Genomic DNA, 14,360 nt, shown 5'->3' with positions numbered 1-14,360 from the left:
AGAGTGGGACGGGGAGGGCGGAAAGAAAATCAGCCGGCCGCGGAGGCGCTGGCCGGCTGACGATGAGGGGTTTCCAGGGCTGCGGCGCGGGCGCATGCCATCGCCGCGCGCGGGGCGGTGGCTTTGCCGTTGGCCTGTTTGCGGGTTGCCGTGTTCATGTCATTCGAAACTTTTCTGGATCCCTGAAACGCGAAACCCCGCGCCGTTGCCGGTGCGGGGTCTTGTCGAAACCTGTGTGCTTCTGCTGCTTACACGTAGGCTCGTCCCGCACCTGTCGGCGAGGTAATGAGTACGAGCACGAGAAGCGAAGCGGCCACGCCACTGCCTGCCGGCAAGGGCAGCGAAGCGTCGAAGGCGGCGGTGCGTGGCGTCATGCCGTTGAGATAAACACGCCGTTTTCGCCGCTGTCAACCCTCGCGTGCGGAATTACGTGACCTGCGTTGCCGGGGGCTCCCGGAAGCCCTGTCGCGAAAGGATCGTTACCGTCGAAACCGACCCGCCTCGCGGCCCCGTTCCGGCCCGGCCCGGCCACATTTGCGCAGATTCGCGGGGAGGAAGGCCTGAACGAAGGCGGCGATGGCGTTATCGTGCGGGGCTGTTCTTCCGGGGAGTCCTGCATGCACCACCGTCTTCGCCTTCTGCCGCTGGCCGCGATCCTGCTGGCCGCCCTGCCGTCCGCCCATGCCGCCGACCGCATCACCGGACCGTCCTTCGCCACGCGCTCGGAGGTGATCGCGCCCCACGCCATGGCCGCGACCTCGCAGCCCCTGGCCACCCAGGTGGCGCTGGACGTGATGAAGCGGGGCGGTTCGGCCGTGGACGCGGCGATCGCCGCCAACGCGGCGCTCGGATTGATGGAGCCGACCGGCAACGGCATCGGCGGCGACCTGTTCGCGATCGTCTGGGATCCCGGGACGAAGAAGCTGTACGGCTACAACGGATCCGGCCGCTCGCCGAAGTCGCTGACCCTGGCCGAGTTCCAGCGCCGCGGCTTGAAGGAGATCCCGCCGATAGGGCCCTTGCCGGTGTCGGTGCCGGGGGCGGTGGACGGCTGGTTCGCCTTGCACGAACGTTTCGGGCGCAGGCCCATGGCGGAGAACCTGGCGCCGGCGATCCGCTATGCGCGCGAAGGCCACCCGGTCGCCGAGACCATCGCGTATTACTGGGACCGCTCGGTGCCGCGGCTGTCGCAGTACCCCGGCTTCAAGGAGCAGTTCACCATCGACGGCCGCGCGCCGCGCAAGGGCGAGTTGTGGAAGAACCCCAACCTCGCCAATACCCTGCAGAAGATCGCCGAGGGCGGCCGCGACGCGTTCTACAAGGGCGACATCGCCCGCACCATCGATGCGTACTTCAAGGCCAACGGCGGTTTCCTGAGTTACGAGGACATGGCCAGCCACCACGGCGAATGGGTCGAGCCGGTGTCCACCAACTACCGCGGCTACGACGTCTGGGAACTGCCGCCCAACAGCCAGGGCATCGCCGCGCTGCAGATGCTCAATGTGCTGGAAGGCTACGATTTCTCGAAGATCGCCTTCGGTTCGCCCGAGCACGTGCACCTGTTCGTGGAAGCGAAGAAGCTGGCGTTCGCCGACCGTGCGCGCTTCTACGCCGATCCGTCATTCCAGCCGGCACCGGTGAAGAAGCTCGTCTCCAAGGAATACGCCGCGCAGCGCCGGCAGCTGATCTCGATGGACAAGGCGCTGAAGGAGGTGCAGCCCGGCACGCCGAAGCAACTGGAGGAAGGCGACACGATCTACATGACCGTGGCCGACGCCGACGGCATGATGGTGTCGCTGATCCAGTCGAACTACCGCGGCATGGGCAGCGGCATGGCGCCGCCGGGACTGGGTTTCATCCTGCAGGACCGTGGCGAGATGTTCGTGCTGCAGGACGGGCACCCGAACGGCTATGCGCCGGGCAAGCGCCCGTTCCAGACCATCATCCCGGCGTTCGTCACCAAGGACGGCAAGCCGTGGCTGAGCTTCGGCGTGATGGGCGGGGCGATGCAGCCGCAGGGGCACGTGCAGATCGTGATGAACCTCGTCGACTTCCGCATGAACCTGCAGGAGGCGGGCGACGCGCCGCGCATCCAGCACGACGGTTCCACCGAACCGACCGGGCAGAACGCGGCGATGAGCGATGGCGGCGAGGTGAACCTGGAAACGGGCTTCCCCTACGAGACGATCCGCGCGCTGATGCGCAAGGGGCATCGCGTGGTGTTCGCCGACGGACCCTATGGCGGTTACCAGGCGATCCTGCGCGATCCGGATACCGGCGTGTATTACGGCGCTTCGGAGAGCCGCAAGGACGGGCAGGCCGCGGGCTACTGATCTCCACAAAAAAATTGCCGCCGAGTCTGGTCGGCGGCAGGGGAGAGAGAGCTTTTGTAGGAGTAGTGGAGCCAGCCTAGGCCGCTCCGGTGCCTGGCGTTTGCCGGCGGTTGCTAGGTTGGGCAGCGGCGTGTGTCGCGATTGGCAAAATCGCGGCGATTCGCCATCATTTCGCTGAACGGGGGCGAAATGGTGCGCCTTCGCTTGCGTCCAAAAAAAAACGCGCCAGAAGGCGCGAATTCTGAAGCGAGTTGTATGAATGCGTCGGCGAGAGAGAGAGCCTGATGCGGTTCCCCTGGTAGGGGGAACTACACCGCATAGGCTAAGATTTGCCGGTGCCGCCACGCCTGATCGAATCTGTTGCAACGCTTTGCAGGATTTGGCGATTGGCGGGCCCGCAGAACGAGCAACGAAGATCGCTGTCCTCCGTCCATGAACTCCGCCCCACACGAGTCCACGTCGCCTTCACGGCTGCGCATAGGCGATTGCGTGGTGCATCTGGCGTCGCGCGAGGTGCATTCGCCGGCGGCCAGGCGGGCGGCCAGGCTCACGCCGAAAGCGCTGGCCGTGCTGCAGGTGCTGGCCGGCCATGCCGGCCAGGTCGTCTCCCGCGAGCAGTTGCTCGCCGAGGTCTGGCCCGACACCTTGCCGACCAACGACGTGGTCACCCAGGCGGTGACCCAGTTGCGCAAGGCCCTGGTGCAGGGCGAAGGACGCGAAGGGGGAATCGAGACGATCGCCAAGACCGGTTACCGGCTGCTCGGGTCCGTCGAGTGGCTGGATGAGCCCGTGGCGCCCGCATCTCCGGCGTCTGGGCCCGTGCCGGAGGCGTCCGAGCTGCAGGAGGAGCAGGCGCATGCCGTGCCGGTGGCCAATGCACGCCCGCCGATCTCCCGGCGCTGGTTGGCCACGGCGGGCTTGTTGCTGCTGGCCTTCGCCGGTGGTTTGTCGCTCTCCTTCTGGCTGCGCCCAGAAGCAGAGAAGAGCGTCGCGGTGAGCGTCCCCAAGCCGCCCTATCGCCTGATCACGTCCAGCGGCAATTTCGACATCACCCCGACGCTCTCGCCGGACGGGTCGATGGTGGCCTATACCTCGGTGGTGCCGGAGCAGCCCGGGACGTCCATCCTGGTCAAGACCACCGACAATGCGCCGCCGCGCGTACTCAGCCGCCCGCCCGCGCAGGGGAGCGACAATCTGCCGGCCTGGTCGCCGGACGGACGCGAAATCGCCTTCGCTCGGCATTCGGCCGATGGGCAATGCCGGGTGATGATCGCCTCGGCCAATAGCGCGGCCGACGAGCGCGAGGTCACGCGCTGCGATGGAGCCGAGATGCTCAGCTTCAGCTGGTCACCGGACGGGCGTGCGCTGCTGTTCGGGAGCATGCCCGGGGGCGATGCCGGCCACGGCATCCGCCGCTTCGACCTCGCGAGCGGACGATGGACGAACCTGTCGTACCGGGCCGGCCCGCAGGATTTCGATTACGCCCCCCGGTATTCGCCGAACGGCAAATGGATCGCCTTCATCCGCAATCCGCAAATGGGCGACATCTGGCTGATGCCGGCCGACGGTGGCCGGCCCGAGCCATTGACGCGCGACAATGCCGAATTCCGCGGCCTGACATGGTTGCCGGACAGCAGTGGACTGGTGTTCGGGCGGCGGATCGAGAGCCAGTCGCGCCTGTACCGGATCGACCTGGCGACCCGACGCGTCCGCGACATGGGCGTGGACGATGCCCAGGCGCCGGTGGTTTCCGCCAGCAAGGGAAAGCTGGCGTTCGTGCAGCGCAAGCCGAAGTTCGGCATCTACCGAGTCGAGCGCGACGGGCAGGGCGGTTACAGGCGCGAACACCTGTTCGCCTCCAATGGCCGCGACGCGCAACCGATGGTGGCGCCGAATGGCCGCCAGATCGTGTTCACTTCGGACCGTTCGGGTGAGTTCGCGTTGTGGTGGGCGGATCTGGCCGCCCCTGGTTCGCTGCGCCCGGTCGAAGGACTGGTGCCGGAAACGCGGCAGCCACCGGACTGGTCCCCGGACTCGCTGAGCGTGTTGGTGGTGGCACGCGACGACGAGGGGCGCTTGGCCTTGTACGAGGTAATGCCCGCGCTGAACAGGATCGCGCGCCTGACGGTGCCTGAACGGCAGCCGTTGCAGGCGGTGTACCTGTCCGATCCCAGCAAGATCCTGGTGCTCGGTGCGTCCGAGGACGGAGCCGCGACCCTGAGCCTGTACGACCGTTCCAGCAGCCCATGGAAACGGGTCGCCTCGCTCGACGATGTCTCGCAGGTGCGCGTCGATCGGGCCGGCGATCGCATCCTGTTCACCCGGTTCTCGTCCGAAGGACTTTGGGCGGCCGATGCTGCCCTCGATCCCGCCAGTGTCAGTCGCGTGGACGCCGATGGTCCTTCCCGATGGCGCTATCGCAGCTGGGCCGTGGGAGCCGGGGGGCAGATCCACTATCTGTCCCCTGCCCATGCCTGTTCGACCTTCGAGAGCGTGCTGGGAGATGGCCAAGCGCCTTCGGGAGGATGCCTGGATGCCAGCAGTTTCAGTGCGACGAACGGGTTCAGCATCGATGCCGCCTCGTCGGCGCTGTATGTCTCACTGGCCAGCGAGGAGGGCAGCGGGATAGGCTTCATGGACCTGCCGCATGAGCGGACCGGGTTCGTCGGCTCTGTTCCTAAGCTGCTGAATTTATTTAGAAAGTAGCTTTCGTAACTTTTTCGGAAGCCGTTCGTGGCGAATTCGCCACGAATTCGGCAAAACCTCCTGATTGGCGCCAGATCCGGCAAAACAATCCTGCCCTTCGTGCACATTCGGAGGGGCGGATGAATCAGGTAATGGTGGCCGACCGGGGCGTCCCGGTATTTCTGGACCATGAAGCGGACCTGCCGGCCACGGCCTGCATGGCGGCGGCGCGGTTGGGCAGCGTGCGTGCCGCACCGAGCATGTTCACCATCTGGGTGCAGTTGCGCGGCCGCTCCTGGATCGAGGCGAAGGAGGGCAAGTTCCGGTTGCGGGCCGGCGACTGGATCGCCTTCGACAAGGAATCCCGCCCGACCCTGCAGGCTGATCGCAATGGCCTGTGCATCGGCGTAGGGCTGGACGGCTCCAGCCTGCAGTCGTTGGCCGAGCTGACCGATACCACCTTGTATCCGGGGCGCAGTCGCCTGGCTACGGGAGACCTGCGCGCGGCCCTGCGGCTGTGGCGCACGGCCGCCCAGGGCGAGGGGGCGCACACCGCCAGGCCGCTGTTGCTGCATCTGGCGCAGATGCAGCTCGGATTGGCCGAGCAGGAACAACGTTGCCCCGGCCGGTCGCGCAGCCGGCGCCGCCAGGTGCTGCACCGCATGCAGCGTGCCCGCCTGTACCTGGAGGGCAACAGCGACCGGGTGGTGCGCGTGGCCGAGCTGGCCCAGCTCACCAACTTCTCCAGCTGGTACGTCTCCAAGACGTTCCAGAGCCTGTACGACGAGAGCCCCCAGGCGCTGTCGGCCCGGCTCCGGCTGGAACGGGCGGCCGACCTGCTGCGCGACACGTCGATGATGATCGGCGAGGTAGCGGCCGCCAGCGGGTTCGACAATTGCTGCAGCTTCGCGCGTGCCTTCCGCGCGCGCTTCGGTGTCTCCGCATCGCGCTATCGCGAGCAGACGGCACTGTCGCCAGATTCGGCAAAGTCACGTGACGGTCGCCGCAAAGCGATGCCCTTTATGTGAACGTAACTTCTCCAAGGTGTTTTAACGCACACCTAACGACCTTGGAGAGATTGATGAAGCTTCGCACTCCTGCGATGCGGATGGGCCTTTTGCCCGCCGGCATTGCAATCGCGTTGACGCCGGCCTTCGCCGGCGCACAAGAGCAGCCCGCCAACCAGACCACCACCACGCTCGATCGCATCGAGATCACCGGTTCGCGCATCCGCTCGGTGGATGTGGAAACGGCCCAGCCGGTGTTCACCGTTTCCAGCGAGGACATCAAGAAGTCCGGTCTGGTGAGCGTGGGCGACATCCTGCAGAACATGTCGATCTCCGGCACGCAGACCTTCAGCAAGGCCGCGGTGCTGACCTCGAACCCGGAGCAGGGCGGCCAGTACGTCAACCTGTACAACCTCGGTGAGAACCGCACCCTGGTGCTGGTCAACGGCAAGCGCTGGACCTCCAGCCTGGCCGGCTATACCGACCTGTCGACCATCCCCAGCGCCCTGATCGAGCGCATCGAAGTCCTGAAGGACGGCGCTTCGGCGATCTACGGCTCCGACGCCGTCGCGGGCGTGGTCAACATCATCCTGAAGAAGAACTTCGACGGCGCCGAAGCCTCGGTGCTGTATGGCCAGAACGGCCGCGGCGACGGCAGCAAGACCCAGTACTCGCTGACCTTGGGTACCGTTGGCGACCGCTCGTCGCTGATGTTCGGTGCCAGCTACACCAAGGAAGATCCGGTGTGGGCCAAGGATCGCGAACTGACTCGTTATACCTATGGAACCCGGCATATCTCCAGTGGCCTGAGCGCCACCGGTCCGTGGGGCCGTTTCGTCGATCCGCGTGCTCCCGGTACCGCGGGCGCAGGCAACTATCTGAACGACGACGGCGAAATCACCGATGCCGCCAACGGCAAGTGGACGCCCAATCAGTGGGTGCTGAACCATACCGGCAGCTGGGATGGCGTGGGCGTTGGCGCTGACAGCCGCAACTTCGCCAACTACCACAACGGCGTGACGACGAACGATCGCTACAACTCGATCGATCAGATGATGTGGAACCAGGGCAGCACCAACAAGTCGGTGTTCGCCTCGGGCAGCTACAACATCACCGACAACATCACGCTGAACTCGACGGCGATGTACTCCGAGCGCGAGTCCAAGCGCCAGATCGCCGGTTATCCGCTCAGCACCGATTCGCAGCCGAATTTCCCGGTCTACGTCGACGCGGACAGCTACTACAACCCGATGCCGGGCAACGACCTGACGTTCTACCGCCGCATCACCGAGATCCCGCGCGTCACCGACAACAACGTCAAGAACACCCACTTCGACGTGTCGCTGGAAGGTGCGTTCGACGTGGGCACCCATGGCTGGAACTGGGACGTCGGCTTCAACTACAACAAGTACGACGTCACTCAGGTCAGCACCGGCAACATCAACCTGCTGGCCCTGCAGAAGGCCCTGGGCCCGTCGTTCATGAACAGCCAGGGCGTCGTGCAGTGCGGCACGCCGGATAACCCGATCACCTATGGCACCAACATCGGCCTGGGCCAGTGCGTGCCGTTCAACATCCTGGGCGGTCCGAGCGCTTCGACTGCCGACGTGATGAAGTACATCGGCACGTTGGGCCAGGCGACCCAGCGTAGCGAAAGCAAGATCTGGACCGCCAACATCACCGGTGGCCTGTTCGACATGCCGTGGGAAGCGGGCGAGCTTTCCTTCGCTGCCGGCGTCGAGCACCGCTCGGTCGAAGGCTATGACTATCCGGACCAGGCTTCGAGCAATGGCTTCACCACCGATCTGGCCGCGCAGCCGACCACCGGCCGCTACCAGACCAACGAGGCCTACCTCGAGTTCATGATCCCGGTGCTGAAGGACGTGCCGTTCGCGAAGGAACTGTCGTTCGACGTGGCGGGCCGTTACTCCAACTACGACCGCTTCGGCAACACCACCAACACCAAGTACAGCTTCACCTGGAAGCCGATCGAGGACCTGCTGGTCCGCGGTACCTACGGCAAGGGTTTCCGTGCGCCGACGCTGGATGACACCTTCGGCGGTGGTTCGCAGTCCTTTGACACCTACCTCGACCCGTGCGATGCCGTCTACGGCTCGCGCAACAACCCGGTCGTGGCGGCGCGCTGCGCGGCGGATGGCCTGGCCGGCAACTTCCGCCAGACCGACAACGCAGGCGTTCCGGTCGACGGCCCCAGCGGTACGCAGGGCATCGCGCCGTTCCAGGCAGGCGTTGGCAACAGCGAGCTGGAGCCGGAGTACAGCCGTACCCGTACCCTCGGCTTCGTGTACAGCCCGAGCTACGTGCAGGGTCTGGACGTCTCGTTGGATTGGTACCGCATCTCGATCTCCAACGTGATCACCCCGATCTCGGCGGACTACGTGCTGGATCAGTGCTACACCGGTGCCAACACCGACTACTGCAACCAGTTCACCCGCAACGAGAACGGGCAGGTCATCACGCTGCAGCGTGGCAACGTCAACCTGGGCAAGCGCGAGACCGAGGGCTACAACTTCGGCGTGAACTACCGCCTGCCGGAGCTGGGCATCGGCCAGTTCGTCGTCAACCTCGACGCCAACTACCTGGTCAACTACCGTATCCAGAGCGATGCGGGCGCTGCATGGGAAGATTACGCCGGTTACTGGAACTTCCCGCGCGTGCGCGGCACCCTGGGCGTGAACTGGTCCAAGGGCGATCTGTCGGCGAGCTGGGACCTGCGTTACTACGGCGGTTTCCGCGACTACTGCTGGGATACCGACGTGGAGTGCAACGAGCCGGGCTACATGACCTCCAACCCCGGTTGGGGTGGCGGCCAGGGTGCCAACAAGAAGGGGTCGATCAACTTCCAGGATGTGTCCGTCAGCTGGAATGCCCCGTGGAACGGCAGCGTGACCGTGGGCGTCCGCAACATCTGGGACAAGGAGCCGCCGATCACCTATTCGGTGACCAACGCCAGCACCGCGTTGCTCGATCCGATGCTGGACTACGATCGCTACTTCTTCATGCAGTACACCCAGCGCTTCTGATCCACCGAAGCCTGGCGCAACAAGGGAGGGCGGGCCGCAAGGCCCGCCCTCTTCCTTTGTCGGGACCGGCGCCGTGGCTCACCAGTCGTACTGCACCTGGAACCGCACGTAGCGCGGGGTGGTGTAGTACTTGCCCACCAGGTAGTTGTTGTAGACGTAGCCGTAGGTGGTGTTGTCGGTCTGTTCGTAGACCTGCAGCGGCTCGACGTTGTTGAACAGGTTGAGCACGGAAAGCTGCATGCTCAACCCGTCCAGCCAGGACGGGCGATAGACGGCGTTGGCGCCGAGCGAATACGTCCAGGGCGTGCGGCCGGCGGTGCCGAGCTTGGCGATCTCGCCGTTGCAGTAGTGGAAGACGCCGCCGTAGCCGTACTGGGTATCGAACGTGCCGGTGCCGCCGCCATAGCAGCTGATCGGGGAACCCGATTGGACCTGGAGATCCAGGCCCACCTGCCATTCCGGCGTGAAGTTGTAGGCGCCGTAGGCCTTCAGCGTGTGGCGGTGGTCGTTGAACAGGTAACCGTCTGCACCGTACATGATCTCCGGGAAGTCGAAGTCGGAAGTGGTGCCGGTGTCGTCCTGGCCGTTGGTGCTCTTGACCAGGCCTTCGTAGTTGCCGCTCAGCTTGGCCCAGGTGTAGTTGAGGCTGGCGTACCACTTGTCGGTCTTCTTGTCGGCGCTGAGGGTGACCGCCTTGTAGTAGCGCTTGGCCTTGGGGCCGAGCTCGCTGCCGGGCACGGTGATGGTCTCGGTCGTGCCGTTGCCGTCCACGTCGAGCGTGACGGTCAGGTCCTCGCCTGGGTTGTACAGCCAGCAGCCGGGCAGGTTGCCGGGCACCGTCCATTCGTCGTCCCAATTGGACAGGTCGTAGCCGGCGGCCGTGGCCGCGTTGTAGAGCGCGCGCGCGTCGCAGGTGTCGTCGATGACATTGTTGATGCGACGGTAGGTGCCCTTGATGCCCAGCGTCCAGGCGTCGAGGAAGCCGACGTCCGAATGCAGGTCGAACTGGTAGCCGAGGATCGCCTCGTCCTGCGTGTACGGCTTCAGGTTCTTGCTGGCCACGGCTTTCGCGTCCGGCACCGTGCCGTTCTCGCCGTTGTAGACCGCGTCGTAGGCTCCGTTGGCGTATGAGCCGGTGACATTCGGCACGCCGCTGACCGCGTCCACGCCGCTGTAGGTGTAGTAGTTGACGGTGTAGTACGAGGCGCTCGCCGCGCGCAGCGCGACGTTGGCCGCGATCGGAAGCGAGTAGCGCCCCAGCGAGGCGAACAGCTTGCTGCTGCCGTCGCCTGCCAGGTCCCATGAGAAGCCCAGGCGCGGCTGCCAGATGTTGTCCTGCTCGACGAAGCTGGTGCCGGCCGAGTTCTTGTTGTCGAACCCGTCGTTGCGGATGCCGTAGTACAGCATGAAGTTGTCGGTGATCTGCCAGTTGTCCTGGACGTACCACGACTTCTGGTCGATCTCCACGCTGCCGCCGGTACGGTAATTGATGCGGTAGGCATAGCTGCTGCGGATGACCCAGTAGGCGCCGGCCGAGTACGACTCGCCTTGCTTGGACTTCCAGTCCTCGTCGCTGTAGCCGAACGACAGTTTGTGGTCGCCCAGTTGCCATTCGAAGTCCAGCTTGCCGCCGTCGCGTTCGTTGCGGCCGCCGTAGATGCCCACGCTGCTGGTCACCGCACAACCGATCTGCTTGCCCGCCACGTACGAGTATACGTACGGGCACGCGCCGTCGGCGGCATTGATGTCGCCGGTGTAATAGCTACGGACCCCATCCGGGCTGATGGTGAACTGCGAGCTGCGGTTGTGCATCTGGCCGTACTGCAGCGAGGCTGTCAGGTTGTCGGTCAGGTAGCTGGTCCACTTGAAGATATCGGTCTGGCCGCCGCTCTTGCCTACCAATTGGCCCTTGTAGGAGGTCTTGCCGACGTCTCCGGTGTCGGTGTCGTAGGTCGCGTTGTAGTAGTCGTAGGTATAGCGGCCGCGATTGCGGAAACCGGTGTATTCAAGGTGGTTCCAATCGTTGGGATACCAGTCCAGCTTGACCAGTTCGTACGGCGTCTTGTTGGCGTAATCATAGGCCGTTGCGGAGACCGAGGCGTCGTTGGTGGACGAACGTTCGCCATAGCTGGTGGTATGGCTGTCGTTGAACTGGCCCAGCGCGTAGACGAACAGCTTGTCCTCGATCAACGGACCGCCGACCCAGGCGGTGTAGACGTTGGACGCGTTGTAGTTATTGTCGTAGTTCCGGAAGATTTCACCGTCATTGCGGTGGACCTTGCCCACCGACTCGCGCAGCGAATCGGGGGCACCGGTCCAGCTGAAGCCGCCCTTCCATTCGTTGGTGCCGTGCTTGACGTTGACGCTGGTCACGCCGCCGGTGGAGAAACCGTACTTGGCGCCATAGCCGCCGGTCTGGACGTCGAGCTGGTCGATCGCCTGGAATGGAACCTCGGTGAACGACAGGCTGTCGTAGAGGTTGGTGACGTTGAAGCCGTCGACGTAATAGCTGTTCTCGGCCGCCGAGGCGCCGCCGAACGAGGCATTGTTGAAGTAGCCGCTGCTGCTCACCGTGCCGGGCGTTAACAGCGAGACCGAGGTGATGTCGCGCGGCACCGGCAGCTCGTTGAGTTGCTTGGCGGTGAACGTGGTGCGCGACTCGACGCTCGACAGGTCGATGGCATTGGGCCCGGTGCCGCGGACCACGATGGTGTCGAGACTGGTGGCCTCGCTGAAATTGGCGGTGGCCGCTTGGCCCGCCACCACGGTGACCACGCGCGTGCCGGTGGCCTGGCCATCGCGGATGAGCGTGACTTCGTACTGGCCGGTGGGCAGGGCCGGGAAGCGGAAGCGGCCGTCGGCGACCGGGACTTCGCGCGTGACGCCGGAATTCAGGCTCTTGACCTGGACTTTCTCGCCCAGCGAAGCCGGGACCGTGCCGATGATGTCGCCGGACGTGCTCTGGGCCCAGGCCGTGCCCTGGCCGAGCGTGGCGGCCAGGACCATGGCCAGGGCGGTGCGCTTCAGCGCCGTTCTGTTTGCTCGATTCATGTCATCCCCTAGGTTGTAGGCGCGCCGGCGAGAAGCCGGCGGCGTGCGGCGTCATCCGGCGGCGAGGCCGCGGCGAATGACGACTAACGGGACCCTAACAACCGGGATGCGCGCTCCAATGTTGGCCAAGGCCTACGAGTGGCTGGCGGGGACACGATGTTGCGGCGGTGTGACAAAAAGAACGCCCGGCTGCACAACCGGGCGTTGCTGTGTCGATGCGATGGGAAATATGACGCCAGGAGATCAGCCGTCCCCAGCGGCCTGCCCCGAGAACGTCTCGGCCTGCTCTTCCCATGCCGGCAGGCGCGCGATCATCCCGACCTTGGCCAGGTAGTCCCTGTTCACCGGCTCGCCGCTGGCCAGGGCCGTGGCGACGTGCACCGCGCCGGTGACCCAGAAGCTGCGCAGGCTGGAGCGTTGCGGGTCGCGATGCAGGGCGACCGCTTCGATGATCGGCATCGGCAGGCCCCACAGGCCGAGCAGATAGGCGCCGGCCTCGGTGTGGCCGGGGCGCTCGTCGTCTTCGCTGGCCGGTTCCTGGCGCTCGTCGCGCACGCCCGGCAGCAGCAGGCCGATATCGGCCAGCAAGGCCGCGGTGGCGCCGAGTTCGGAGCTCGAGGATGGCAGCAGCTTGGCGGCGATGCGCGAGGCGAGCAGGGCGCGGCGCTGCATCGCCGCGCGCTCGGCCGGTGCCAGGGTCGGGGCCGAGAACACTTCGCTGGCCAGGACCAGGTCGCGCAGCGTGGACACTCCCAGCCGGGTGACGGCGGTGCGCAGGTCGGTGATGGGGCGGCCGTTGGAGAAGAAGGCCGAGTTGCACAGCTGCAGCACCTTGGCGGCGATCGCCGGATCGGCCGCGACCAGCTTGGCGATGTCGCCGGCGTCGCTGTCGTCGTTCTCCTCCAGCGCGTGCATCAACCGCGTGTACAGGTGCGGCGGCGAAGGCAGCTTTTCGATGCGGCCGATGGCGCTGCGCAGGCGCGGGTTGTCCAGCAGCTCGCGCAGTTCTTCCAGGCTGGTGATCGCTTCCAGCAGGAATTCAGGTGGCAGCGGCAACGGCAGGAAACGATGGGCCACCCCGATGATGCGGGTGGGTGCGCGGCCGCCCTCGTTGGCGTCGAGCAGGGCGATCCGGATCGTTTCCGGGCGCAGGGTCCGGATCTGGCCGAGCAGGGTCGCCGGCGTCAGGTCGGGCAGCGCGGGAGCGACGATGACCGCATCGAACGGCGAGTGCGCCGCGGCCGCGATCGCGGTGTTGCCGTCCGGCACCTGCTGGGCGTGCCAGTCGTCGCCGAGGTCACGGATATAGCCCACCAGCTCCGGCGGCAGGCTGGCTTCGTCGCCTACAAACAGAATACGCAAGACACTTCCCCAAGATCGGGCCGGCCATGCTGGCGGCCTGGACTGCGCTGGAAATGTACCCAATCCCTTGGGGTGAGGTCACCGGGATCACGCGCGAAACGTGATCCCGATTCAGGGAGCGGCCGGTCCGGCGGGAGCGGACCGGCCCGCTTCGGGTCAGGCCGCGTCGGCCTTGTAGCGTTCCACGGCCTCTACCAGGATGCGCTTGGCTTCCGTGGCGCCGCCCCAGCCGTCGAGCTTGACCCACTTGCCCTTCTCCAGGTCCTTGTAGTGCTCGAAGAAGTGGCCGATGCGCTCCAGCCAGTGGCTGGACACCTGCTCGATGTCCTCGATGTGGGCGTAGCCGGAGAAGATCTTGGCGACCGGCACGGCCAGGATCTTCTCGTCGCTGCCGGCCTCGTCGCTCATCTTCAGCACGCCGACCGGGCGGCAGCGCACCACCGAGCCCGGCACCAGCGGCAACGGCAGCACCACCAGCACGTCGGCCGGGTCGCCGTCGCCGCACAGGGTGTTGGGCACGTAGCCGTAGTTGCAGGGGTAGCGCATCGGGGTGGACAGGATGCGATCGACGAAGATCGCGCCGCTGGCCTTGTCCACTTCGTACTTGACCGGCTCGGAATCCTTGGGGATTTCGATGATGACGTTGATTTCTTCCGGCACGTTCTTGCCGGAGTTGACCAGTTCCAGGCCCATGCGCTAGCTCCGAAGCTTGCAGTGATTGTTATGAGGCGGCCAATTCTACGCGTTCGGCTGCTGCGCTGCAGCGAGGCCGGTTCGGGTTTTCCCGACGGTAGCCGACTGGCGTTTCCGGCCCATGGCAGGGAAAAAGGCCGATCCCGCAGGCCCGCGACCGGCGCGATGCTGGCCCTTCCATCAAC

At 65.5% G+C, this 14,360-nt stretch carries 8 protein-coding genes; 4 read left to right on the top strand and 4 right to left on the bottom strand.

Going from position 1 to position 14,360, the window contains the following annotated elements; all coding sequences use genetic code 11:
- Window positions 1-29: 29 nt before the first annotated feature.
- Window positions 30-158 carry a hypothetical protein gene (locus tag FD678_RS20540; protein WP_256661848.1) on the bottom strand — a complete coding sequence of 43 codons (129 nt, stop codon included), beginning with the start codon at window positions 156-158 and terminating at the stop codon, window positions 30-32.
- Between the two features lie 459 nt (window positions 159-617).
- Between FD678_RS20540 and ggt the strand changes: the two genes are divergently transcribed.
- The 4 genes from ggt (at window position 618) to FD678_RS04245 (ending at window position 9,069) form a co-directional block, all read left to right on the top strand.
- Window positions 618-2,333 carry a gamma-glutamyltransferase gene (gene ggt / locus FD678_RS04260; protein ID WP_140719594.1) on the top strand — a complete coding sequence of 572 codons (1,716 nt, stop codon included), beginning with the start codon at window positions 618-620 and terminating at the stop codon, window positions 2,331-2,333.
- Window positions 2,334-2,765: 432 nt separating this feature from the next.
- Window positions 2,766-5,039 (top strand): winged helix-turn-helix domain-containing protein, encoded by a 2,274-nt coding sequence (locus FD678_RS04255; protein ID WP_140719592.1) that lies wholly within the window; start codon window positions 2,766-2,768, stop codon window positions 5,037-5,039.
- Between the two features lie 119 nt (window positions 5,040-5,158).
- Window positions 5,159-6,046, top strand: a complete 888-nt coding sequence (locus tag FD678_RS04250; protein WP_140719590.1) for a helix-turn-helix transcriptional regulator — start codon at window positions 5,159-5,161, stop codon at window positions 6,044-6,046.
- A 53-nt stretch (window positions 6,047-6,099) separates the two neighbouring features.
- On the top strand, window positions 6,100-9,069 hold the full coding sequence (locus FD678_RS04245) for a TonB-dependent receptor plug domain-containing protein (protein WP_140719588.1): 2,970 nt from the start codon (window positions 6,100-6,102) through the stop codon (window positions 9,067-9,069).
- A gap of 78 nt (window positions 9,070-9,147) precedes the next feature.
- On the opposite strand, the gene FD678_RS04240 is transcribed toward FD678_RS04245, so the two are convergent.
- The 3 genes from FD678_RS04240 to ppa all read right to left on the bottom strand — a co-directional run bounded on the left by FD678_RS04240 (window position 9,148) and on the right by ppa (window position 14,175).
- Window positions 9,148-12,120, bottom strand: coding sequence for a TonB-dependent receptor (locus FD678_RS04240; protein ID WP_140719585.1), 2,973 nt, complete (start codon window positions 12,118-12,120; stop codon window positions 9,148-9,150).
- 243 nt (window positions 12,121-12,363) lie between these two features.
- Window positions 12,364-13,482, bottom strand: a complete 1,119-nt coding sequence (locus FD678_RS04235; protein ID WP_140719583.1) for an HDOD domain-containing protein — start codon at window positions 13,480-13,482, stop codon at window positions 12,364-12,366.
- Window positions 13,483-13,638: 156 nt separating this feature from the next.
- Window positions 13,639-14,175, bottom strand: coding sequence for an inorganic diphosphatase (gene ppa / locus FD678_RS04230; protein ID WP_140719581.1), 537 nt, complete (start codon window positions 14,173-14,175; stop codon window positions 13,639-13,641).
- Between the last annotated feature and the right edge of the window lie 185 nt (window positions 14,176-14,360).

The organism is Pseudomonas sp. Hp2 (genome assembly GCF_006386585.1).
GTDB lineage: Bacteria > Pseudomonadota > Gammaproteobacteria > Xanthomonadales > Xanthomonadaceae > Pseudomonas_S > Pseudomonas_S boreopolis.
The sequence above is the reverse complement of the archived record's forward strand: the minus strand, read 5'-3'. Positions and strand labels throughout refer to the sequence as shown.

What these genes read in the sequence shown, in the direction of transcription:
- FD678_RS20540 (WP_256661848.1), bottom strand. Translation starts at nt 158, where the DNA reads ATGAACACGGCAACCCGCAAACAGGCCAACGGCAAAGCCACCGCCCCG.
- FD678_RS04245 (WP_140719588.1), top strand. Translation starts at nt 6,100, where the DNA reads ATGAAGCTTCGCACTCCTGCGATGCGGATGGGCCTTTTGCCCGCCGGC.
- ppa (WP_140719581.1), bottom strand. Translation starts at nt 14,175, where the DNA reads ATGGGCCTGGAACTGGTCAACTCCGGCAAGAACGTGCCGGAAGAAATC.
- FD678_RS04250 (WP_140719590.1), top strand. Translation starts at nt 5,159, where the DNA reads ATGAATCAGGTAATGGTGGCCGACCGGGGCGTCCCGGTATTTCTGGAC.
- FD678_RS04255 (WP_140719592.1), top strand. Translation starts at nt 2,766, where the DNA reads ATGAACTCCGCCCCACACGAGTCCACGTCGCCTTCACGGCTGCGCATA.
- ggt (WP_140719594.1), top strand. Translation starts at nt 618, where the DNA reads ATGCACCACCGTCTTCGCCTTCTGCCGCTGGCCGCGATCCTGCTGGCC.
- FD678_RS04240 (WP_140719585.1), bottom strand. Translation starts at nt 12,120, where the DNA reads ATGAATCGAGCAAACAGAACGGCGCTGAAGCGCACCGCCCTGGCCATG.